Origin of the sequence: Microbaculum marinisediminis, assembly GCF_025397915.1 — a bacterium.
GTDB lineage: Bacteria > Pseudomonadota > Alphaproteobacteria > Rhizobiales > Tepidamorphaceae > Microbaculum > Microbaculum marinisediminis.
This window is the reverse complement of sequence record NZ_JALIDZ010000010.1, coordinates 74,249-96,574: the sequence shown is the minus strand read 5'-3', so window position 1 is coordinate 96,574 and position 22,326 is coordinate 74,249. Positions and strand designations below refer to the sequence as shown.

Genomic DNA, 22,326 nt, shown 5'->3' with positions numbered 1-22,326 from the left:
TCGTTCACCCGGCCGTGCCGCCTTCATCGTCGGCTCCGAGTGCCGGGGCCGTTTTCGCATCCGTCCTGTCCCCACGGAACTGAGGGGCGACCGGCACTGGCATTGCCGGAATACGCTTGCCCTGATCGTTCTCCAGAACGTAGTCGAACAGGCCGCGTTCGAGGAAATGCGGATCGCGAACCGCTTCGTCGAGCGTGCGGATGACGTTCGTCGCACAGTCCTGCCCGTCGAAGACCTGCCGCCACTCCTCCGCCGCCCGGTTGCCTATGATCGCCCGCAGCGCTCCGGTGGTCGCCTCCGGGTCGACGCTGTCGTCGCGCAGTCTTTCCTCGAGGCCGACGAGGTCGCACAGCGTGTTCCAGAACTTCTGTTCCAGTGCGGCCACTGCGACGAATCGGCCATCCCGCGTCGGGAAGATCTGGTAGCGCGGAGAGCCGCCTGTCAGCATCGCATCGCCGTTGCCCGGCCAGTCTCCCAGGGCATTGCCGAGGCCCAAGGCCCACCAGGCATAGGTGAACATCGTATCGGCCATGGCGATGTCGATATAGGCGCCCTCGCCGCTTGCGTTGCGACGCAGAAGCGCCAGCAGGATATTGATCACGGTCGGCATGGTGCCGCCACCGATATCGGCGATCAGCGCGGGCGGAACGACGGTCTTGCCGGTGTTGCCGAAGGACAGCGATAACAGCCCGGTCTCGGCGATGTAATTCAGGTCATGTCCGGCCACATAGGCCTTGGGACCATGCTGGCCGTAGCCGGTGATCGAGCAATAGACGATGTTGGGCCTGATCTTGCGAACGGTGTCGTAGTCCAGTCCGAGGCGGGCCATGACACCTGGCCGGAACTGCTCGATCAATACGTCGCTCTCGGCGATCAGCGGCTCGATGCGCGAGAGCGCCGCCTTGTCCTTCAGGTCGACGGTGACGCTCTTCTTGCCGCGGTTCAAAAGACTGAACTGGATCGATTCAGCACCCCAGCGGGGAGCGTACCGACGAATTTCCTCGCCCTCCGGGCGCTCGACCTTCGTCACGTCCGCGCCGGCTTCGGCGAGGATAAGCCCGGCCAGCGGGCCCGGCAGAAGCGTCGTGAAATCGAGTACCTTAATGCCAGAAAGCGGCTGCACGATTATCCCCCGGACTATCTGCGGCTCGCCGGCGGAGCCGCGAACCGTCGGCTCAAGGAAAGAGGTCGGCCGGCACCATATCGTTGGCCACGAGGTATAGCACGGTCGTCAGCGTGAACACCGAAATGATAGTGCCGAGCAAAATGCTGCTCGAGGCGCGTTCGATATAGACGTTGTACTGTTGGGCGAGCACGAAGACATTGAGCGCCGGCGGCAAAGCCGACATCAGCATTGCCGTATAGACCCAGACCGGCTCGAAATCGCCGACGAAACTCAAGAAGACCAGCACCAGAAACGGGTGCAGGATCAGCTTGATGAAGGCCAGGACCGGCAGTTCCCGCGGTATGCGCTTCAGCGGCCGCAGCGCCACCGTCACCCCCATCGCGAACAGGGCGCAGGGTGCCGCCGCGGAGCGCAAATAGGTCAGCATCGTATTGATCACCTCGGGCGGCTCGAAGCGGAAATAGGCGGCAAGCACGCCGGCGATGGTCGCCAGGATGAACGGGTGGAGCACGATGCGCCGGACAATCCCGATCGCCATCGACAGGCCGCCGACGTGATCCTCGCGGCCGAGCGCCATCAGGAGCGGCACCAGGGTGAACAGCAGCGTGTTGTCGAAGCAGAAGATCAGAGCGGTGGGAACGGTCGCCGCCGGCCCGAGCGCAGCGAGCGTGATGCCCGGGCCCATGTAGCCGATGTTCGAATAGCTGCCGACGAGCGCCTGGATCGTGGCTTCCTGGACGTTGCCACGCGTCACCAGCCAGCCGACCACGAAGGCGATCACGAAGACGCAGTAGGTGGCGAAAGTCGTCGTCATGACGAACGACCACTGCGCCAGTTCCTCGAAGGGCGTCTGGGCGAGCAGCTGAAAGAACAGCGCCGGAAGCGCGAAATAGACGATGAAGATGTTGAGCCAGGCCAGGCCCTCGGCCGGATGCTTTACGATCTTCCCGCCGAGAAAGCCGAGGAAGATCAGCCCGAAGAAGGGCATCGCCAGCGAGATTACCTGTTGCAAGCCGCTATGTCCCGTCGCGTGGCCGGCCGAGGCCCTTCCATTCGCCTAGCGCCTTTGCGCCGGGACGGTCAACGCCGTGCTGTTGCTGCACTGCGGTAAAACGGTTGCATTGCGGGTTGACCAACGACATGGTGGCGCCCGCCAAACGTCATGAGATCGACAGGACCGACGACACGATGAAACTCCCGCGCAACTTCTATCGCCCCCTCGCCGTTGGCGCTCCGGAGCCGTTTCGGGACATGCCCGTCCGCGCCGAGAGGATGATCCATTTTGTTCCCCCGCATATCGAGAAGGTGCGCGCCAAGATCCCCGACATCGTGAAGCAGGTCGATATCGTGCTGGGGAACCTGGAGGACGCCATTCCGGCCGATGCCAAGGAAGCCGCGCGCGCCGGCTTCATCGAGATGGCCGAGGCCAACGACTTCGGCGAGACCGGCCTGTGGACGCGGATCAACGCCCTGAACAGCCCGTGGGTGCTCGACGACATCGTCGAGATCGTCGGTGCGATCGGCGACAAGCTCGACGTGATCATGCTGCCCAAGGTCGAAGGCGCGTGGGACATCCACTATCTCGACCAGCTGCTGGCGCAGCTCGAGGCGCGTCACAGCCTTACGAAGCCGATCCTGATCCACGCGATCCTGGAGACGGCCGAAGGCGTCAACAATGTCGAGGCGATCGCCGCGGCCAGCCCGCGGATGCATGGCATGAGCCTGGGCCCCGCCGACCTCGCCGCGTCGCGGGCGATGAAGACGACCCGCGTCGGCGGCGGTCATCCGGGATATTCGGTCCTGCCCGATCCGGTCGAGGGCTCGGCACGGCGCGGCGTCCAGCAGGATCTCTGGCACTACACGATCGCGCGCATGGTCGATGCCTGCGCGGCCAACGGTCTGAAGGCGTTCTACGGCCCGTTCGGCGATTTTTCAGACCCGGACGCCTGCGAATCCCAGTTCCGCAACGCCTTCCTCATGGGCTGCGCCGGGGCCTGGACTCTGCATCCCTCGCAGATCGATATCGCCAAGCGGGTGTTCAGCCCGGATCCGGAGGAAGTGAAGCTCGCCGCGCGCATTCTCGAGGCGATGCCCGACGGGACGGGCGCCGTGATGATCGACGGCAAGATGCAGGACGACGCCACCTGGAAGCAGGCGAAGGTCATGGTCGATCTGGCCAAGCTCGTCGCGCGCAAGGATCCGGAACTGGCGGGCGCCTACGGCTTCGCGTGATGCGCCGCACTTGACAGTGTTCGGCGCCGCAACAACAATTCGGCTGTAATCTCAAGCGATTAATTTCGCAAGTAACGCACGTTACGGTGCGCCGGTGACGAAATGATGATGCTAAGGACTGCAAAATACAGGATTGGCCAGGTCGTTCGGCACCGCGTCTACCCGTTCCGTGGCGTGGTCTTCGACGTCGACCCGACCTTCTCCAATACCGAGGAATGGTGGGAAGCGATCCCCGAGGACGTGCGGCCGAAGAAGGATCAGCCCTTCTACCACCTGTTCGCGGAGAACAGCGAAACCGAGTACATCGCCTACGTCTCGGAGCAGAATCTCCTGCCCGACGATACCGGCGAGCCGGTGCGCCACCCGCAGGTCGCCGAGGTCTTCGACGGGATCGAGGACGGCGTCTATCAGAGCCGCGAGGAACGCAGCCACTGACGTTTTTTGCGGACAGTATCCGCCGGAATCAAAAACGCGCGCCCGAAAGGACGCGCGTTTCTTGTTTGTGTAGACCGATAGACGGTTATTCCGTCGCGCCCTCGGCCGGCTGCGGCACGGTGCCGCCCTGATCGATCATCTTCTTGCGGGCTTCCTCGGCGCGCTTCTGCAGCTCTTCCTGCAGCTTCTGGCGCTGCTGGGCGAGCTCTTCCATCGGCACGGGCGGGCCGTCCCAGGTCTTGGTGAAGCCCATCAGCGTCAGGCCGATGCCGACGGCCTTGCCCTGATTGTTGATGACGAGAACGACGAGATTGGTGCCTTTCTTGAGGCTTTCGATGAACGCATCATCGATTTCCATCTCGGCGTAGCAGGCGTTCGGAAGGCAGATCACATACTTGCCGGCGACCTGCTTGCCTTCGTCGATCTGCATCCGGATGCCGGGCTGAATCAGCGTACCGAGCGGCACGGCGGCGCGGACGAGGCGCTTGCCTTCGGCCGTCTTGGTCTCCTGCACGGAGACCGACGCCAGGAACTCGCCCGTCTCGGTACGGACTTCCTGGGTGACGAGGCAGACATCCTCTTTGCTCTCATTAGCCTGGTCGGGGGCACACAGCTTGATCCAGCTGCCGAGCTTCTGACCGCTGGATGGAGCCTGAACAGCCGGCGCGGCCGGCGGCGTGCCGCCGGCGTCCTGCGCCGATGCGGGAGCCGAAGCCCAGGAGATTGCGATCGCGGCTGCGATCAGCGCACTGCCGACGCCTTTCAGGTGGCGGCGCGAATTCGATATGACGGGCAACATACGTGCTCCTCGAAACCTTCTGAAATTCCCTCGGGTATGTTGACCACGCTCGCGGATTATACGGGCATGGCGACACTCATGACGCTAGCTCGCGGCGAATTGCGGCGACAGCATGTCGGAGCCGAGCGCGGGCTACGCAATAGCGCGGATCGAGGCCGATTTCCAGCAACGTCAATCGAAATTCTGGGGTATCCCCTCAATCGCGACTTCGCCGGCCTGTGCATCGGCCTATGTTAATGTGACTGAACACGATTCGGACAGAGACCGGTCATCTTGCGTATGTTTTCGCGGTTTGGTCGCCCGTTTGGCCGCGGTTTATTGGTGGCGGCAGGTATTTTTCTCGCCTTTTCGACGGCTATCGGGACCCCGGCCGCCGAACCATCCCATGCGATCGCCATGCATGGCGAACCGCATTATGGCCCCGACTTCCGAAACTTCGCCTATGTCGATCCGGACGCGCCCAAAGGCGGCAGGCTGACGCTGGGCGTCGTCGGCAGCTTCGACAGCCTGAACCCCTTCATCGTCCAGGGCGCGCCGGCTAGGGGCTTGCGCGACTATGTCTTCGAATCGCTGATGACGCGTAGTCTCGACGAACCGTTCACGCTCTACGGACTGCTCGCGGAGAGCGTCGAGGTGCCGGATGACCGGAGTTCTGTGACGTTTCGGCTGCGGCCGGAAGCGCGTTTCTCTGACGGCAACCCGGTCCTGCCGGAACACGTGATCTTCTCCTGGGAACTGCTGATGAAAAAAGGCAGGCCCAATTTCCGCACCTACTATTCGCAGGTCGACAAGGCCGAGCAGCTCGACGAGCGGACCGTGCGGTTCACGTTCAAGGGCACGCCGGATCGCGAGATGCCGTTGATCATCGGCCTGATGCCGATCCTGTCGTTCGACCACTACCTGTTAGACGATTTCGAGCGCAGCGGAAACATTCAGCCGGTCGGCAGCGGTCCCTATGTGGTCGAACAGGTGAAATACGGGGAATCGATCACCTTTCGGCGCGACCCGAACTACTGGGGCCGCGATCTCGCGGTGAACCGTGGCCGGTTCAACTTCGACGAGATCAAATACGAATACTACCGAAACGACTCGACCCTGTTCGAAGCCTTCAAGAAGGGCCTGGTCGACGTCCTGGCCGAGGACAATCCCGCGCGCTGGGCGACAGAATATGCCTTTCCGGCGGCCAGGTCCGGCGACGTGATCCGCGAGGAGTTCGAGTCCGGCGTTCCGCGCGGCATGTCGGCGCTGGTATTCAACACCCGCAGACCGATCTTCGCCGACAAGCGGGTGCGCGAGGCGCTGCTGACGCTCTTCGACGGGGCCTGGATCGACAAGAGCCTTTATCACGGGCTCTATCAGCGCACACAAAGCTACTATCCGGGGTCCGATCTATCGGCCCACGGCCGACCGGCAAGCGCGCGCGAGCGCGAACTGCTGGCGCCATGGGCCGATCGGATCGCACCCGAGATCATGGAAGGCACCTACCAGGTTCCCGGATCCGACGGGTCCGGGCGCGATCGGGCGGCGCTGCGGCGCGCGATCCAGCTTCTCGAGGCGGCCGGATATGCGCTGGATGGCGGGGTGATGACCGACAAGGCGACGGGCAAGCCGCTCGCCTTCGAGATCCTCGTGGGAACGCCCGACCAGGAGCGACTCGCCCTCGCGTACGTCAACTTTCTCAAGCGAGCCGGGATCGCGGTCTCGGTCCGGCAAGTCGACAGCGCCCAGTTCGAGCGCAGACGCCAGACGTTCGATTTCGATATGATGCCTTATTTCTGGTTCTCGTCGCTGTCGCCGGGCAATGAGCAGAAATTCTACTGGGGCAGCGAGGCGGCGCAGACCGAAGGGACCCGCAACTACATGGGGGCCTCGGATCCCGCGATCGACGCCATGATCGAGGCGATGCTCGAAGCGCGCGATCGCGCCGAGTTTGTCGACGCGGCGCGCGCGCTGGACCGGATTCTGATGTCCGGCACCTATGTGGTCCCGCTTTTTCACCTGCCGAAGCAGTGGGTGGCGCGGCGGGCGCGTATCGGACACCCGGACCGTGTATCCTTGTACGGTTACGACCTCGATTCGTGGTGGGACCGCGACGCCGGGGAGCGGAGCGACTGAACGGGGCGATGGGGCGAACGGGATGATCCTGGTCGATCGGGAAGCGGCTCAGCATTACGTTTCCGCCGGTATCTGGGGAAAGATACCGCTGGACGGCATACTGGCGCGCAATGCGTCGGTTCGGCCGAATACGGTCGCGTTGGTCGACCGCGGCGATCGGGTCGGCTGGCGGAGGACGATCCCTTCGGAAATGACCTGGCGACAGATCGACCACATGGTTTCGGCCGTGTCCGCCCTGTTTCTCGATTTCGGTCTCAAGCAGGACGCAATCGTCGCAATTCAGCTTGGAAACACCGCGGAAGCGCTGATTGCGCATCTGGCCGCGCTTCGGGCCGGTCTGATCCCGGTCGCACTGCCGCTTATCGCGCGCGAGCACGAGCTGAAGGCCGCCTTCGAGAGGATTGCTCCGCTCGCCGTCATAACCGGAACGCGGATCGGGCCGAACGACCATTGCGATCTGATGATGCGCGTCGCGGCGGAGATTCTGTCGATCCGGCATATTTTCGCGTTCGGCGACGCGGTACCGGATGGCGTTTGTTCGCTGAACGAGGCCCTGCTTCCCAATGCGTCGTCGGAAGGCGGCAATGGCGCGCCGAGGCCTGGCAATCCGGCCGATCACGTGGCAATCGCCACGCTCGCCAATTGGGATAGCCGGCTGGAACCGGTGGCGCGCAGCCACAATCAGTGGCTGTCCGCGGCGACGGAAGTGATTCTGAATGCGCGGATCGGCCCGGACGCCGCCCTGGCAACGACGCTCCTGCCCTCGTCTCTCGCCGGGATCGCTTGCGGGCTGGGCGCCTGGCTCCTGTCGGGATGCCAGCTCATTCTGGTCATGCCGTTGACCTCCGCGGCATTCTGTCGGGAGATCGGCGGTTTGGCAGCGACCCATCTGGTGCTGCCCGGCAAGCTCGCCCATCTCGCCGCGCGGCTCGATCCGGAGCGCCGTACGCGCCTGATCCGCTACTGGTGTTCGCCCGAGGCTTTTGATCCCGCGCAGGGATCGGTCCACGCCGACACGACGATGACCGATGTGGTTTCGCTGGACGAAATGGCGCTGACCGCCGGCTCGGGACGGCGGACTCTCGTTCTGCCGATCGCGCCCGTCGACAGCCCGGTGGACGATGCCGAGGCCGGTATCGAGGCAGATACGAGCGCCCCGCAGGCGGCGCTTTTGACGGCCCGAATGCCGGGCGCCATGGTCCGTGCGGGGAGCGGACTGATGCCCGGCGCGCTCATGAGCGGCGCGCTTCTGCTGGGCGGACCGCAGGTGCCGACAGCCCCGTTGCGCGCCGGCGATACCGATTTCGACGAGTCGTACCGTTTCGCGCCTCATCCCGACGGCTTTCGCGAGACCGGCCTGCGGTGCCGGCGCGTCGACGACGGGCCGCCGATGCTCGCCGTGCAAGGGCACCGCACGGAGACCTTCGTCACCGGCGGCATGGCGGTCGGCGCCGACAGCCTCGACACGGTCTTCAGGGCCTATGACGGTTTCGCCGACGCCGCGGCGGCGAGCGTTGCGGATCCGCTGTTCGGCGAGCGCATCGTCGCCGCCGTCGTGCCCAAGCCCGGCATGGACTGCTCGCTCGCGGCGTTCCGCGCTTATCTGCGCAGAATTGGTGTCGCCCCGTACATGGTCCCCGATCGCATCATTGCGGTTGCGGAAATCCCCCGCACCGGGACCGGTTCCGTTCTGCGGTCCGCGATCGCGACAAGCCTAGCGGCATGACGGACGCCGTATCGGCCTCAGTCTACGGCGGTCCGCCGCCGCCCGCGCATTTCAACATCGCGCAGGCCTGCCTGCGATACCAAACCGGGGCGTCGCCAGATAAGCCCGCGCTCGTCGTCGCGCACGATCCGGCCGACGGTTCGGCTGACGAGGTCTGGACCTATGCCCGCCTCGAGGATGCGGTACTGCGCGTTTCCACGGTGCTGTTGGCTATGGGTGTCAAGAAGGGCGACCGGATCCTGCTCCGGCTCGGCAATACGGCCGGGATGGCGATCACGTTTCTCGCCGCAACCGCGATCGGGGCGATCGCTATTCCGCTGTCGTCGCAGCTCACCGGCGCCGATATCGCCTTCATGGCAGAAGATACGGAGCCCGCTCTGATCGTCGTCGCGAGCGACCTTCCGATCGGCGATGCCGGGCGCGACAGGCGCGTGGTCGAAGAAGCCAACCTTCTCGCACGGGCCGAAACGGCCGACCGGGCCGCCTATCTGGACACCGCCTGCGACGATCCCGCTTACCTGGTCTATACGTCGGGGGCGACATCGCGGCCCAAGGGCGTGCTGCATGGGCAGCGGGCGCTATGGGGCCGGCGACCGATGTATGCCGGTTGGTACGGCATCTGCGCGACCGACATCGTCCTGCACGCGGGGACCCTCAACTGGACCTATACGCTCGGCACCGGCCTGCTCGACCCGTTGGTCAATGGCGCCACCGGCGTCGTCTTCACCGGAGACCGCAGGCCAGACATCTGGCCCGCGCTGATCGACCGGTTTCAAGCAACGTTATTCGCTGCCGTTCCAACGGTCTATCGTCAAATCCTGAAGTATTGCGCGATGTCCCCGTCGGCGGTGCCGACGCTGCGTCATGGGCTTGCCGCCGGAGAGCCGCTGCGCCCCGAGATCGCGAACGCATGGCACCAGGCGACCGGTCGGCGGATCTTCGAGGCCTTCGGCATGAGCGAGGTGTCGACCTACATTTCGACGCCGCCGACCGAGACACCGCGCCCGGGCTCACCCGGCAGGCCGCAGGATGGACGGGCGGTTGCGATCCTACCGCTCGAGGAGGGAACCAAGCCCATAGGGCGCGGCGAAACCGGTCTGATCGCGGTGCACCGCTCCGACCCGGCGTTGATGATCGGCTACTGGAACCGGCCGGACGAGGATCCCTTTCGCGGCGACTGGTTCGTGACCGGAGACCTCGCCGTCATGGACGAAGATGGCTACGTCTGGCCCAAGGGGCGCGGCGACGACGTGATGAAGGTGATGGGCTATCGCGTCTCGGCGGCCGAGGTCGAGGATGTCCTATGCGCCGCTCCCGGCGTGGCGGAGGTGGCGGTCGTCGCAATCGAGCCCAGGACCGGCGTCTCGGTCATCCGCGCCTGCGTCGTGGCGCAGGACGGAGCCGCGCTCGCTCCCGAAAAAGTGCTCGAATTTGCGCGTTCGCGCCTTGCCGCCTACAAAGTACCACACGAGATTGTGGTGACGGGCGCTTTGCCACGCACCGCCAACGGCAAGATCCAGCGGGCAAAGCTGCGCGACCCTATAGCCTGACCGTCCGCGCCTTGAAGCCCGCGGGCCAAGAAGGAGGACAGCCATGCCGACACCGGTCCAGCTCGATGTGATCTCCGACACGATCTGCCCGTGGTGCTACATCGGCAAGCGACGGCTGGAAAAGGCGCTGAAGCAGCGCCCGGATGTCGATGTCGATATCCGCTGGCGGCCCTACCAACTCGATCCGACCATTCCAGCCGGAGGGGTCGATCGGCGCGAATACCTGGAGACCAAGTTCGGCGGGCCGGACCGGGCCAAGGCCATCTACGACCGCGTCCGCGAGGCGGGGGCCGAGGAAGACATTCCGTTCTCGTTCGAGACGATCCAGCGCACGCCGAATACTATCGATTCCCACCGCATCATCCGCTGGGCCGCGACAGCCGGCACACAGGACCAGGTCGTCGAGCGGCTGTTCCAGCTCTATTTCATCGAAGGCGGCAACATCGAGGATCCCGAGACGTTGATCGGCGTCGCCCGCGAGGCGGGAATGGATGCTGACCTTGTTACGGAACTGCTCGGCGGAGACGCGGACGTGGAGCTGGTGCAACGGGAAATCCGGACGGCGCAGAAGATCGGGGTGACCGGCGTCCCCTGCTTCATCTTCGCCAACAGTTTCGGGGTCATGGGCGCGCAGCCGCCGGATGTCCTCGCCGACGCAATCGACCGCGCGCTGGCGCAGCCGTCCGAACCGCAAGGCTCCGAAGCGTCCGCCTGAGCACGTTTCAGGCCCCCAATTGCAGCAACCGCGCCCCCTCTGCCGGCGCGCGTTTCGGCCATTATCGAATTCCGACATAGTATCGGTATTCCCGCGGACCGATTCCGGGGCATCTGCGCCGGTTTTAGCGCGCGACGCGGTCCGTAAAGGGGCTTTCCGGGCCGATCGAACAGGGGCACTGCATGAGCGAGATCACCGCGCCGACCGAAAGCCGACTGGCGCATTTCCCCGTCGCCTTCTTCGCAATCGTGATGGGGCTTTCCGGAGTAACCCTTGCCTACCGGGCTTCGGAACATGCGCTCGGCGTGGACAATGGCGCCTCTCAGGTCGTCCTGATCGCTACGATCTGCGTCTTCCTCGTCATTTCGGCGTTCTATGCCGCCAAAGCGTTCACCTGGACCGAGCGCGTCAGGGCGGAATGGGACAATCCCCTGCAGATCGCGTTCTTTCCGGCGATCTCGATTTCGGTTCTGCTGATCGCCACCGCGATGGCGCCGATCTGGCCGGAGACGGCGCGGCCGATCTGGTTCGTCGGCATGCTTGCACAGGGGCTGCTGAGCCTCGTGGTGGTCGCCAACTGGATCGGCCACCGTACCTTCCAGCAGATGCATCTGACACCGGCCTGGTTCATCCCCGCCGTCGGCAACATTATCGTGCCGGTCGCCGGGGTCGGGTTCGGCTATCCGGATATTTCCTGGCTGTTCTTCTCGGCCGGGCTGATGTTCTGGATCGTACTGCTGACGCTGGTGTTCAACCGGCTGGTCTTCCACGATCCCCTGCCCGGCCGCCTGGTGCCGACGCTGGTCATCCTCATCGCGCCGCCGGCGGTCGGCTTCGTCTCCTACCTCCAGCTCGGCGGCGACCTCGATCCCTTCGCCCTGATCCTGCTCAATGTCGGCTACGTCTTCGCCGGCATCGTCATCACGCAGGTACCGAAGTTCCTGACACTGTCGTTCGCGCTGTCGTGGTGGGCGCTGTCATTCCCGATCGCGGCGCTGTCGATCGCCTCGCTCGTCTACGCGGAACGAACCGGCTCGCAGGCGCACCAGACGATCGGGCTCGTGCTGGTCGGCATCCTGACCGTCCTGGTCGCCGGACTGGCGGTGCGCACGATCAAGGCGATCGGCGGAAACGAGATCTGCAAACCCGAATAGCCGCGGCCTTGACCAACTGCGGCGTTCAGGCGGCGTTTTCGGTCGTTTCCACCAGCGACACGATCCGGCGCAGGATCGTGGTGGTCCCGCGCAAGCGGTCCTCCGGCGTCGCCCAATCGCGCAACAGCACGATGGTGTGGTCGGAGCGGATCTTGGCGCGATGGCCTTCCTCGCCGACGAACTGGACCAGGCCCTGCGGGTTGGCGAAGCGGTTGTTCCTGAGGCCGATGACGAGCCCCTTCGGCCCCGCCTCGAGGCGATCGATGCCGGCGTCGCGGCACAGGATCTTGACCCGCACCACGTCGAGGAGCTGATCGGCTTCGGTCGGCAGGCGGCCGAACCGGTCGGCGAGTTCCGCGCCGAACGACTCCACCTCCAACTCGTCCGAAAGCTGCGACAGGCGCCGGTACAGCCCGAGGCGGACATCGAGGTCGGGCACGTAGTAGTCCGGGATCAGCACCGGCGTACCGAGCGTGATCTGCGGCGACCACTGGCCTTCCTCGACCTCGCCGCCCTCCTTGAGGCTGGCGACTGCTTCTTCCAGCATCGACTGGTAGAGCTCGTAGCCAACTTCGCGGATATGGCCGGACTGCTCCTCGCCGAGCAGGTTGCCGGCACCGCGGATGTCGAGATCGTGGCTCGCCAGCATGAAACCGGCGCCCAGCGTATCGAGCGACTGCAGGACCTTGAGGCGTTTTTCCGCCCCGGCGGTCAGCTTGCGTTTCGCCGGCACCGAGAAATAGGCGTAGGCGCGGGCCTTGGAGCGGCCGACGCGGCCGCGCAGCTGATAGAGCTGCGACAGGCCAAACATGTCGGCACGATGCACGATCAGGGTATTGGCGGTCGGAACGTCCAGGCCCGACTCGACGATGGCGGTCGACAGAAGCACGTCGTAACGACCGTCGTAGAAGGCGCCCATGATGTCATCGAGCTGGGCCGGCGGCATCTGGCCGTGGGCGACGGCGACCTTCACCTCCGGCACGGATTCGCGCAGGAAGGCCGCGTTCTCCTCGAGATCGGAGATGCGCGGGCAGACGAAGAAGGTCTGCCCCCCGCGATAGTGCTCGCGCAGGATCGCCTCGCGTAGCACCACCGCGTCGAAGGGCGTGACGAAGGTGCGAACCGCAAGCCTGTCGACCGGCGGCGTGGCGATGATCGACAGTTCGCGGATGCCGGTGAGCGCCAGTTGGAGGGTGCGCGGAATCGGCGTCGCCGTCAGAGTCAGGACGTGAATCTCGGCGCGCAGATCCTTCAGCCGTTCCTTGTGGCTGACGCCGAAATGCTGCTCCTCGTCGACGATGACGAGACCGAGATCGCGGAACGTCACCGACTTGCCGAGCAGCGCGTGGGTGCCGATGACGATGTCGATATCGCCGGACTTGAGGCCCTTCTTGGTCTCGCCGAGTTCCTTCGAGGTGGCGAGCCGCGACGCCTGGCCGATATTGACGGGAAAGCCGCGGAAGCGCTCGACGAATGTCTTGTAGTGCTGGCGGGCAAGCAGGGTCGTCGGCACGACGACGGCGACCTGGCGGCCGGACAGCGCGGCGACGAAGGCCGCCCTCAGTGCCACCTCGGTCTTGCCGAACCCGACGTCTCCGCAAACGAGGCGGTCCATCGGATTGCCGCTCGCCAGATCCTCGAGCACGGCGGTGATCGCCTGTTCCTGGTCTTCGGTCTCCTCGTAGGGGAACCGCGCGCAGAACTCCTCGAAGGCGCCTTCCGGCGTCGTCATGACCGGCGCGGGGCGCATCGTGCGCGCGGCGGCGATGCGGATCAGCGCCTCCGCCATCTCGCGCAGGCGCTCCTTCATCTTCGCCTTGCGCGCCTGCCAGCCGTGGCCGCCGAGCTTGTCCAGCTGGGCGGTCGCGTCCTCAGAGCCGTAGCGCGACAGGAGCTCGATGTTCTCCACGGGCAGGAACAGCTTGTCGCCGCCGTGATAGTGGAGCTCCAGACAATCGTGCGGCGCTCCCGCGGCCGTGATCGTCTGCAGGCCGATGAAGCGGCCGATGCCGTGATCGACATGGACGACATAGTCGCCGGGCGAAAGGCTCGTCAGCTCGGTCAGGAAGTCGGCGGCACGCTTGCTCTTGCGTTTCGGTCGGACGAAACGGTCGCCGAGAATGTCCTGCTCGCCGATGACGACGAAGGACGGCGCCTCGAAGCCGCGCTCGATGCCCAGCACCGTGAGCGCCACCCTGCCCGGCTGCAGTTTCTGTGCATCGGGCCAATCGTCGGCGACCGCGAGGCCTTCCAGGCCATGATCGGCCAGCATGTCGCCCATCCGGTCGCGAGAGCCTTCGCTCCAGCAGGCGACGATGACACGGCGATCGGGAGACGAGAGCGCCCCGGCATGTTTCGCCGCTGCGTCGAACAGGCTTTCGGCGTGGTCGGTGCGTTCGGGGGCGAAGTTGCGGCCCTCGCGCGCGCCGAGATCGAAGACCGGACCGGTTTCCGCGGTCTCCGGCACGTCGAAGGGCGTCAGCGCGGCGACGGCACGGGACGCGAGCGTAGCCGACCAGTCTTCGTCGAGCACGTAGAGATCGCTTGGATCGAGCGGCTTGTAGGGCGCGGAGTCGCCATCCGGCAATTCGAGCGCCTCGACGCGCGCCTCGTGGTAGTCCGCGATGTGGTCGCGTCGCTCGATCCGGGCTTCCTCGATCAGCGCATCGAGCAGCAGCGGCGTCTCGCCGATGTAATCGAACAGCGTTTCCATCCGCTCGTGGAAGAGCGGTAGCCAGTGCTCCATGCCCTGATGGCGCCGGCCCTCGCTGACCGCAGAATAGAGCGGGTCGTCCGTGGAGGGCACGCCGAAGCGGGCGACATAGCGGCTGCGGAAACGACTTATGGCGGCCTCGTCGAGGCGCAGCTCACTCATTGGGATGAGCGACAGGCCTTTTTCCTGCGCGGTCGTGCGCTGGGTCTCCGGATCGAAGCTGCGGATCGATTCCAGCGTATCGCCGAAAAAATCGAGGCGGATCGGTTCGGGGCGTCCCGGCGGGAACAGGTCGAGGATGCCGCCGCGAACAGCGAATTCGCCGGTTTCGCGAACCGTGCCGGTGCGTTCGAAGCCGTCGCGGGCAAGCCAGGCGACGAGGCCATCCATATCGACCTGATTTCCGGGCTTCAGTGTCCACGAAGACGCCGCCACCCAGTCGCGCGGCGGCACGCGCTGGGTGACCGCGTTGACGGTCGTGGCGATGATGACCGGACCGTCCGACTCTTGGCGATGGCTGAGACGCGACAGGGTCGCGAGGCGCTGGGCCACCACCTCGCCGTTCGGAGACACCCGGTCGTAAGGAAGACAATCCCAGGCCGGAAACGGCAGGATCTCGACATCGGGGGCGAAGAACGCCGCCGCGTTGCGGAAAGCGGCGAGCCGCTGGGCGTCGCGAACGACGAACAGAAGCAGAGAGCCGGCGCCGCGCGCACGGGCGAGATCGGTCGCTGCGACCGCGTCGAACCCGTCGGGCACATGGGCGAGCGTTACCCGCCCAGGGGTCTCGAGGATGGAGGCGGCGAACGGGCGCGTACGGATGGAATCGGGAGCGGTCATAGGCTTTCAGACGGCATCGGCCGTCGGATTGTCGCGATGGTAGTCGCGGATCGCTTTCAGGATCGGCAGGTCGTAGTTCGCCGGCACGGGCTTGCCGCCGGTGACCCAGGCGAATAGCTCGGGATCGGGCGCCTCCAACAGATGCTCGAGCGCCTCGATATCCGCATCACTCAAACCGGCAATGTGGCGGTCGACGTACCGGCCAAGCAGAAGATCCATCTCGCGCGTGCCGCGATGCCAGCAGCGGAACGTCAGCTTTCGGCGCCGCACGTCCATGCCGGCGGTGTCGTTGTTCGCGGTCTCAGTCACGGTTTTGGCCTTGCAGGATACGGTGCCGTTGGCTTTCGCGGGTGGTAGATAGCGCGCGGGCGCGCTATCTACCACCCGCCGATCGCCGCCCGCAGCGAATTACCGGTTTGTATATGTCGACTCTCGGCATAATCCGCTAGACCTTTGCCATGCGGCCATCGTCCCTGAACAGCCTGTTCGCACCGATTTCCAGTCTGCCCGGCGTCGGGCCGCGGCTTTCGAAGCTGTTTTCGAACTTGCTCGGCGCCGACGACGAACTCGGCGAGCCGCTGGTCGTCGACCTGCTCTGGCATCTTCCCTCGGGTCTCGTCGACCGGCGTCAGCGGCCGACGATATCCGAGGCCGTACCCGGGACGGTCGCCACGTTGCGTGTCACCGTCGACAGGCACCGGCCCTCGCCGCCGGGCCGGTCGCGGGCGCCTTACCGCGTTCAGTGTCACGACGAAACCGGTGATCTGACACTTGTTTTCTTCCATTCCAACGCGCAATGGCTGGAAAAGACTCTGCCTGTCGGCGAGGTGCGCTGGGTCAGCGGGCAGATCGAGGAATTCGGCGGCGCGCTGCAGATCGTTCATCCCGATCACATCGTCGACGAGGACGATTTCGCCAAGCTGCCGCTGCTCGAGCCTATCTATCCGCGCACTGCGGGCCTGAGCGGCAAGGTTATCGCCAAGGCGGCAACGGCGGCGGTCGAGGCGGTGCCGGACCTGCCGGAATGGCAGGACGCGGCATGGCTGAAACGGCGGACGTTTCCCGGCTTCAAGGCGGCGCTCGCGCATGTCCATCACCCGCAGGAGCCGAGCGAGGCGGCCGAAGAAAGCCAGAACTGGCAAAGACTTGCCTATGACGAACTGCTTGCCGGACAGCTGGCGCTGACGATCGTGCGCAGCCGGATGAAGAAGGCCGGCGGCAAGGCGCGTGTCGGCGACGGACATATCCAGACAAAGATCATCGACGCCCTGCCCTTCAGCCTGACGGGCTCGCAGGCGGAGGCGGTCAAGGACATCCTGGCCGATCTCGCCGCGCCGACGCGAATGCTGAGACTGCTGCAGGGCGATGTCGGCAGCGGCAAGACGGTGGTCGGCTTACTCGCCATTTCGGTCGTCGCGGAGTCGGGCTCGCAGTCGGCTTTCATGGCGCCGACGGAGCTTCTGGCGCGGCAGCACTTCCGCACCATCGCGCCCCTCGCCGAAGCCGCGGGTCTGACGGCCGCGATCCTCACCGGACGCGAGACGGCGAAGGAGCGCAAACCGATCCTCGCGGGTCTCGCCGAGGGATCGATCGACATCCTCGTCGGCACCCATGCCCTGTTCCAGTCGGAGGTGGACTTCGCCGACCTCGGGCTGGCGGTGGTCGACGAGCAGCACCGCTTCGGAGTGCATCAGCGCCTGGCGCTGGCGGCCAAGGGCGAGGCCGTCGACATGCTGGTGATGACGGCGACGCCGATCCCGCGCACGCTGCTGCTCACCCATTACGGCGACATGGACGTGACCAAGCTGACCGAGAAGCCGGCCGGCCGGAAGCCGGTCTCGACGGCGGTCGTGTCGCTGGACCGGCTGAGCGACGTGGTGACCCGCGTCCAGCGCGCGGTCGACACGGGGGCCCAGGTCTACTGGGTGTGCCCGCTGGTCGACGAATCCGATGTGCTCGACGTTGCCTCTGCGGAAGAGCGCTTCGCGGCGCTGAAACCGGTATTCGGAGATCGCGTCGCGCTGATCCACGGGCGCATGAGCGGGGCGGAGAAGGATGCGGTGATGCGCCGCTTCATCGACGGTGCCGTCCGCGTCCTGGTCGCGACCACCGTCATCGAGGTCGGCGTCGACGTGCCGGACGCCAGCGTGATGATCATCGAGCATGCCGAGCGCTTCGGCCTGGCCCAGCTGCACCAGCTGCGCGGCCGCGTCGGCCGGGGGCGCGCGGAATCGAGCTGCCTGCTTCTCTACAAGGGCCCGCTCGGCGAGACGTCGCGGGCGCGGCTCGAAATCATGCGCGAGACCGAGGACGGCTTCCGCATCGCCGAGGAGGACCTGCGGCTGCGCGGCGGCGGCGAGGTACTGGGCACGCGCCAGAGCGGTATGCCGGAATTTCGCGTCGTGCGCACCGGCGTCCATCTCGACATGCTGGAGGCCGCCCGGGACGACGCCCGGCTCGCCCTCGAACGGGATCCGGCCCTGACGGGCGCGCGTGGCGAGGCGCTGAGAACGCTGCTCTATCTGTTCCGCAAGGATGCGGCGATGCGCCTGATAGAGGCCGGATAGGCCCGCCTATTCGGCGGCGTTCTTCGGCTCCAGCGGATCGGTGTCCCCGGTCTTCTTGCCGCTCTTGCGGCCCGGCAGGGCGCCTTGCGCCACGGTGTCCCGTGTCGGCGTCACCAGACCGCCCGAAATCACGACCTTGGCGGCTTCCTCGACGGTCATGTCGAGGACGATCACGTCCTTGCGCGGCACGAACAGCAAGAAGCCGGAGGTGGGGTTGGGCGTGGTCGGCAGGAACACGCTAAGCAGATCGGTTTCGTCCCCGCCGGCCTTCTCGCTGAGCTCGCCCCGTGTCTCTGTGGCGATGAACACGACAGCCCACAGGCCCGGGCGCGGATATTCGATCAGTCCGACATCCTTGAAGGACTGATTGGTCTGCGACAGCACCGTCTCGAAGATCTGCTTGAGGCCGCGGTAGATCGAGCGGACCAGTGGCGTGCGGTCCAGCAGCAGCTCGCCATAGGAGATGATGGTGCGGCCGAACAGGTTCGCCGTGGTCGCGCCGAGCACGATCAGCAGGACGATCGCGACGATCAGGCCGAAGCCGGGCACGGTGAACGGCAGATAGTGGTCCGGGTTGTAGCGTTCCGGAATCCACGGCTTCACCCACGCGTCGACCCAGCCGATGAAGGTCCAGGTGATGTAGATGGTGATCGACAGCGGGGCCGCGATCACGAGACCGGTCAGGAAGTAGTTGCGCAGGCGCATGCCAAGCCCGATCCGCCGTTTCACCGGCGGTTCGTGCGGCAGAATGGGGCCAAGGCCCCCGCCCTCGCCTTCCGGATGGTTCGTCATACCTGGTCCAATCGTGAGGAGCAGGCCGGGCCGGACCCGGCGTTCAGTCCGCGCTCACGCATCATATAGCCCAATTCGCGGGGGGCGGGAGGGGAATCCGGATCGAAGCGCTGCCGTTTTTGTCGGCATCGCGCCGGTTATTCCACCGTTACCGATTTCGCCAGATTGCGCGGCTGGTCGACGTCGGTGCCCATGAAAACCGCCGTGTGATAGGCGAGCAGCTGAACCGGGATCGCGTAGATCAGCGGCTGAACGAACTGGAACATCTTCGGCAGCACCAGCGTCGCCTGCGGCTGGTCGCCGGAAGCTTGGGCGCCGTCCTCGTCGGTCAGCAAGATGATGTTCCCGCCGCGCGCGGCCACCTCCTGCATGTTGGAGATCGTCTTGTCGAACAGGGAATCGGACGGCGAGACGACGATGACCGGCACATTCTCGTCGATCAGCGCGATCGGGCCGTGCTTGAGCTCGCCGGCGGCGTAGCCCTCGGCGTGGATGTAGGAGATTTCCTTGAGCTTCAGGGCGCCTTCGAGCGCGAGCGGGTAGTTGAGGCCGCGCCCGAGATAGAGAACGTCGCGGGCCCGCGACAGGTCCCTGGCGATATCCTCGATCTGCGGCTCGAGCTTGAGCGCCTGGGTCGCCAGCCGCGGCACCTCGACGAGGGCGTGGACGAGCTTGCGCTCGTCGCTTTCCGCCAGGATGCCGCGCTGGCGGCCGGCGGCGATCGCCAGGCAGGCGAGCACCGTGAGCTGGCAGGTGAACGCCTTGGTGGAGGCGACGCCGATCTCGGGGCCGGCGAGCGTCGGAAACACGGTTCCGGATTCACGCGCGATCGTGGACTCGCGCACGTTGACGATCGACAGGATGTGCTGGCCCTGGGAATCGCAATAGCGCAGCGAGGCCAGCGTGTCGGCGGTCTCGCCGGACTGGGAGATGAAGATCGCCAGCCCGCCCTCCTCCAGCGGCACCTCGCGGTAGCGGAATTCCGAGGCGACGTCGATGTCGACGGGAAGGCGCGCGTATTTCTCCATCCAGTACTTGCCGACGAGGCCGGCATAGTAGGCGGTACCGCAGGCGCAGATGGTGATGCGCTTCAGCTGGGAGAAATCGAAGGGCAGATCCTCCGGCAGCCGCACGGTCTCGGTCGCCATGTCGATGTAGTTGGCGAGCGTGTGCGAGATGACCTCGGGCTGCTCGTAGATTTCCTTCGCCATGAAATGGCGGAAGTTGCCCTTGTCCACCAGCAGCGCGGTCGCCAGCGAGCGGTTCATCGGGCGCACCACCGGATTGCCGTCGCCGTCGTAGATGGAGGCGCCGGCACGGGTCAGCACTACCCAGTCGCCATCTTCCAGATAGGTGACACGGTCGGTGAACGGCGCGAGCGCGATGGCGTCGGAGCCGAGGAACATCTCGCCGTCGCCATGGCCGATGGCCAGCGGGCTGCCGCGCCGCGCGCCGATCATGAGGTCGTCCTGACCGTCGAACATGATGGCGAGCGCAAAGGCGCCCTCCAGACGCGAGAGCGTGCGGCGCACGGCTTCCGCCGGCGGCTGGCCGGCCGCCAGCTCACGGCTGATCAGATGGGCCACCGTCTCGGTATCGGTGTCCGTCTGGAACACCGCGCCGCCGGCTTCCAGCTCGGTGCGCAGGTCGCGGAAATTCTCGATGATGCCGTTATGGACCACCGCCACGCGATCCGTGGCGTGGGGATGGGCGTTGGTCTCGTTCGGCGCGCCGTGGGTCGCCCAGCGGGTGTGGCCGATGCCGATATGCCCCATCAGCGGGGCATCGCGCAGGCGCGTTTCCAGATTGCGCAGCTTGCCCTCGGCGCGCCGGCGCTGAAGATGCTTGTCCTCCAGCGTGGCGACGCCGGCGGAGTCGTATCCCCGGTACTCGAGGCGCCGCAACGCCTCGACGATGCCCTCGGCAACCGGCTCGTTGCCGATGATGCCTACAATCCCGCACATGTGACTATCGACTCCCGGTCATCGGCCCGACGCCGCTTTGAAGGCCGTCGGTCATATCATGGCGTCGGATATCGGCTTTCGCGATTTTGGAGAATTCAAACTTTGTGACCGACTCTGACACCTATTTTGGGGAACTATCCCTCGGATTTGTTAGAATCCGGTTTCCGCGCGGCCAATTTCGCTCTTGCAGCGATCCGACTGGCGCCCCCCTCCTTTTCGATCTGCCGGGCGCGTCCGAAGGCAAGCGCATCGGGACCGACGTCCTTGGTGATGACGCTGCCGGTGGCGACGTAGGCACCGTCGCCGATCGTCACCGGAGCCACCAGCGCGGTGTTCGAGCCGATGAAGGCGCCCGCTCCGATATCCGTGTGGTGCTTGGAAAACCCGTCATAATTGCAGGTGATGGTGCCGGCCCCGATATTGGCGCCGGCGCCGACACGGGCATCGCCGATATAGGTGAGATGGTTGACCTTGGCGCCGTCCTCCACGGTTGCCGCCTTGACCTCGACGAAATTGCCGACCCGGGCTCCGGCCCCGATCACCGATCCCGGCCTGAGCCGGGCATAGGGACCAACGGTCGCGCCGGCGGCGATCGAGGCGCCCTCGATATGCGAGAAGGCGCGAACGGTGGCCCCGTCGCCGACGGACGATCCCGGCCCGAAGACCACGTTGGGCTCGATCAGAACGTCCTGGCCTATGCGGGTGTCGCGGCTGAGGAAAACGGTCTCGGGGGCGACCATGGTGGAACCGCCGTCAAGCGCGGCGGCGCGCAGGCGGGCCTGCATCGCGGCTTCGGCGGCGGCGAGCTGGGCGCGGGTATTGACCCCCTGCACCTCGGCCTCCGCGCAGGTGACCGCCGCCGTCGTCAGGCCGCGCGACCGGGCGATGGCGATCGCGTCGGTCAGGTAGTACTCGCCCTTGGCGTTGTCGTTCCCGATCGCGTCGAGAAGGTCCGGAAGAAGCCCCCTTGAGAAGGCCATAACACCGGCATTACAAAATGTTATGCTTTTTTCCTCATCCGAAGCCTCACGTTCCTCGCGGATGGCCGTGACGGTGTAGCCCTCGGTGATCAGGCGGCCGTAGCCGGTCGGGTCGGCGGCTTCGAAGCCGAGCACGACGATATCGGCGCCGGCGACAAGCGCGGCCCGCATGCGCTCCAGCGTTTCCGGCGTGACGAGGGGGGTGTCGCCGAACAGGACCAGCGTGTCGCGGTCGGCGGTCATGGCGTCGCGGGCCGCCAGAACCGCGTGGGCGGTGCCGAGCCGTTCCGATTGCAGGTGGACGGACGCCTCGGGCACGCGCTTCGACAGGAAGGGGGACACGGCGTCCATGCCCGGCCCGACGACCACGGCGACGGCCCTGTCGCCCGTCGTGCCGGCGGTGGTGTCGCTAATCGAATCGAGAACGTGGCCGAGCATCGGGACGCCCGCCACGGGATGCATGACTTTCGGGATCGCCGAACGCATCCGCGTGCCCTCACCGGCCGCGAGGACGATGTAGAGGCATGGACGGTCGGTCATGGGTAGCTCCGCAGGCACATGGTTACCGGTTAATTAACTGGATCGCTGCAAGGTTGGGGAGAGAATCGGTTAATTCTG

Annotated in this window: 16 protein-coding genes; 8 read left to right on the top strand and 8 right to left on the bottom strand. The window is 65.6% G+C overall.

Features of this window, described 5'->3' with window-relative positions; genetic code table 11:
* Nucleotides 1-4 precede the first annotated feature (4 nt).
* Both MUB46_RS19720 and MUB46_RS19715 read right to left on the bottom strand, forming a co-directional pair.
* Nucleotides 5-1,123 carry a CaiB/BaiF CoA transferase family protein gene (locus MUB46_RS19720; RefSeq protein WP_261617677.1) on the bottom strand — a complete coding sequence of 373 codons (1,119 nt, stop codon included), beginning with the start codon at nt 1,121-1,123 and terminating at the stop codon, nt 5-7.
* Nucleotides 1,124-1,175: 52 nt separating this feature from the next.
* A complete protein-coding gene (locus MUB46_RS19715; protein ID WP_261617676.1) occupies nt 1,176-2,138 on the bottom strand; it encodes an AEC family transporter in 963 nt (320 codons plus the stop codon).
* Nucleotides 2,139-2,314: 176 nt separating this feature from the next.
* Here MUB46_RS19715 and MUB46_RS19710 point away from each other — a divergent pair, with 176 nt between their 5' ends.
* Both MUB46_RS19710 and hspQ read left to right on the top strand, forming a co-directional pair.
* Nucleotides 2,315-3,358 carry an HpcH/HpaI aldolase/citrate lyase family protein gene (locus MUB46_RS19710; protein ID WP_261617675.1) on the top strand — a complete coding sequence of 348 codons (1,044 nt, stop codon included), beginning with the start codon at nt 2,315-2,317 and terminating at the stop codon, nt 3,356-3,358.
* Nucleotides 3,359-3,460: 102 nt separating this feature from the next.
* On the top strand, nt 3,461-3,793 hold the full coding sequence (hspQ, locus tag MUB46_RS19705) for a heat shock protein HspQ (protein WP_261617674.1): 333 nt from the start codon (nt 3,461-3,463) through the stop codon (nt 3,791-3,793).
* Between the two features lie 85 nt (nt 3,794-3,878).
* On the opposite strand, the gene MUB46_RS19700 is transcribed toward hspQ, so the two are convergent.
* The gene (locus MUB46_RS19700) at nt 3,879-4,592 is read right to left on the bottom strand and encodes an invasion associated locus B family protein (protein ID WP_261617673.1); all 714 of its coding nucleotides are present in this window, start codon (nt 4,590-4,592) and stop codon (nt 3,879-3,881) included.
* Nucleotides 4,593-4,871: 279 nt separating this feature from the next.
* Here MUB46_RS19700 and MUB46_RS19695 point away from each other — a divergent pair, with 279 nt between their 5' ends.
* From MUB46_RS19695 to MUB46_RS19675, 5 genes are all read left to right on the top strand, one after another.
* A complete protein-coding gene (locus tag MUB46_RS19695) occupies nt 4,872-6,707 on the top strand; it encodes an extracellular solute-binding protein (protein ID WP_425256293.1) in 1,836 nt (611 codons plus the stop codon).
* Between the two features lie 22 nt (nt 6,708-6,729).
* Complete coding sequence (locus tag MUB46_RS19690; protein WP_261617671.1) at nt 6,730-8,433, top strand: AMP-binding protein; 1,704 nt, start codon at nt 6,730-6,732, stop codon at nt 8,431-8,433.
* The gene (locus tag MUB46_RS19685) at nt 8,430-9,983 is read left to right on the top strand and encodes an acetate--CoA ligase (protein ID WP_261617670.1); all 1,554 of its coding nucleotides are present in this window, start codon (nt 8,430-8,432) and stop codon (nt 9,981-9,983) included. Before MUB46_RS19690 ends, MUB46_RS19685 begins: the two co-directional genes overlap by 4 nt.
* 43 nt (nt 9,984-10,026) lie before the next feature.
* On the top strand, nt 10,027-10,698 hold the full coding sequence (locus tag MUB46_RS19680; RefSeq protein WP_261617669.1) for a DsbA family oxidoreductase: 672 nt from the start codon (nt 10,027-10,029) through the stop codon (nt 10,696-10,698).
* Nucleotides 10,699-10,880: 182 nt separating this feature from the next.
* A complete protein-coding gene (locus MUB46_RS19675; RefSeq protein WP_261617668.1) occupies nt 10,881-11,852 on the top strand; it encodes an SLAC1 anion channel family protein in 972 nt (323 codons plus the stop codon).
* A gap of 25 nt (nt 11,853-11,877) precedes the next feature.
* Here the strand turns inward: MUB46_RS19675 and mfd are convergent, their stop codons facing one another.
* Both mfd and MUB46_RS19665 read right to left on the bottom strand, forming a co-directional pair.
* Nucleotides 11,878-15,405, bottom strand: coding sequence for a transcription-repair coupling factor (gene mfd / locus MUB46_RS19670; RefSeq protein WP_261617667.1), 3,528 nt, complete (start codon nt 15,403-15,405; stop codon nt 11,878-11,880).
* A gap of 6 nt (nt 15,406-15,411) precedes the next feature.
* On the bottom strand, nt 15,412-15,681 hold the full coding sequence (locus MUB46_RS19665) for an FAD assembly factor SdhE (RefSeq protein ID WP_261617758.1): 270 nt from the start codon (nt 15,679-15,681) through the stop codon (nt 15,412-15,414).
* 182 nt (nt 15,682-15,863) lie between these two features.
* On the opposite strand from MUB46_RS19665, the gene recG reads away from it, so the two are divergent.
* Nucleotides 15,864-17,972, top strand: a complete 2,109-nt coding sequence (recG, locus tag MUB46_RS19660; protein WP_261617666.1) for an ATP-dependent DNA helicase RecG — start codon at nt 15,864-15,866, stop codon at nt 17,970-17,972.
* 6 nt (nt 17,973-17,978) lie between these two features.
* Here the strand turns inward: recG and MUB46_RS19655 are convergent, their stop codons facing one another.
* From MUB46_RS19655 to glmU, 3 genes are all read right to left on the bottom strand, one after another.
* Nucleotides 17,979-18,677, bottom strand: coding sequence for a DUF502 domain-containing protein (locus tag MUB46_RS19655; protein ID WP_261617757.1), 699 nt, complete (start codon nt 18,675-18,677; stop codon nt 17,979-17,981).
* Nucleotides 18,678-18,901: 224 nt separating this feature from the next.
* A complete protein-coding gene (gene glmS, locus MUB46_RS19650; protein WP_261617665.1) occupies nt 18,902-20,728 on the bottom strand; it encodes a glutamine--fructose-6-phosphate transaminase (isomerizing) in 1,827 nt (608 codons plus the stop codon).
* A gap of 134 nt (nt 20,729-20,862) precedes the next feature.
* A complete protein-coding gene (gene glmU / locus MUB46_RS19645; RefSeq protein ID WP_261617664.1) occupies nt 20,863-22,248 on the bottom strand; it encodes a bifunctional UDP-N-acetylglucosamine diphosphorylase/glucosamine-1-phosphate N-acetyltransferase GlmU in 1,386 nt (461 codons plus the stop codon).
* Nucleotides 22,249-22,326: the final 78 nt, after the last annotated feature.

Coding starts and splice junctions, on each gene's coding strand:
- MUB46_RS19710 (WP_261617675.1), top strand. CDS start 2,315: ATGAAACTCCCGCGCAACTTCTATCGCCCCCTCGCCGTTGGCGCTCCG.
- hspQ (WP_261617674.1), top strand. CDS start 3,461: ATGATGATGCTAAGGACTGCAAAATACAGGATTGGCCAGGTCGTTCGG.
- MUB46_RS19700 (WP_261617673.1), bottom strand. CDS start 4,592: ATGTTGCCCGTCATATCGAATTCGCGCCGCCACCTGAAAGGCGTCGGC.
- MUB46_RS19695 (WP_425256293.1), top strand. CDS start 4,872: ATGTTTTCGCGGTTTGGTCGCCCGTTTGGCCGCGGTTTATTGGTGGCG.
- MUB46_RS19690 (WP_261617671.1), top strand. CDS start 6,730: ATGATCCTGGTCGATCGGGAAGCGGCTCAGCATTACGTTTCCGCCGGT.
- MUB46_RS19685 (WP_261617670.1), top strand. CDS start 8,430: ATGACGGACGCCGTATCGGCCTCAGTCTACGGCGGTCCGCCGCCGCCC.
- MUB46_RS19680 (WP_261617669.1), top strand. CDS start 10,027: ATGCCGACACCGGTCCAGCTCGATGTGATCTCCGACACGATCTGCCCG.
- MUB46_RS19675 (WP_261617668.1), top strand. CDS start 10,881: ATGAGCGAGATCACCGCGCCGACCGAAAGCCGACTGGCGCATTTCCCC.
- mfd (WP_261617667.1), bottom strand. CDS start 15,405: ATGACCGCTCCCGATTCCATCCGTACGCGCCCGTTCGCCGCCTCCATC.
- MUB46_RS19665 (WP_261617758.1), bottom strand. CDS start 15,681: ATGGACGTGCGGCGCCGAAAGCTGACGTTCCGCTGCTGGCATCGCGGC.
- recG (WP_261617666.1), top strand. CDS start 15,864: ATGCGGCCATCGTCCCTGAACAGCCTGTTCGCACCGATTTCCAGTCTG.
- MUB46_RS19655 (WP_261617757.1), bottom strand. CDS start 18,677: ATGCGCCTGCGCAACTACTTCCTGACCGGTCTCGTGATCGCGGCCCCG.
- glmS (WP_261617665.1), bottom strand. CDS start 20,728: ATGTGCGGGATTGTAGGCATCATCGGCAACGAGCCGGTTGCCGAGGGC.
- glmU (WP_261617664.1), bottom strand. CDS start 22,248: ATGACCGACCGTCCATGCCTCTACATCGTCCTCGCGGCCGGTGAGGGC.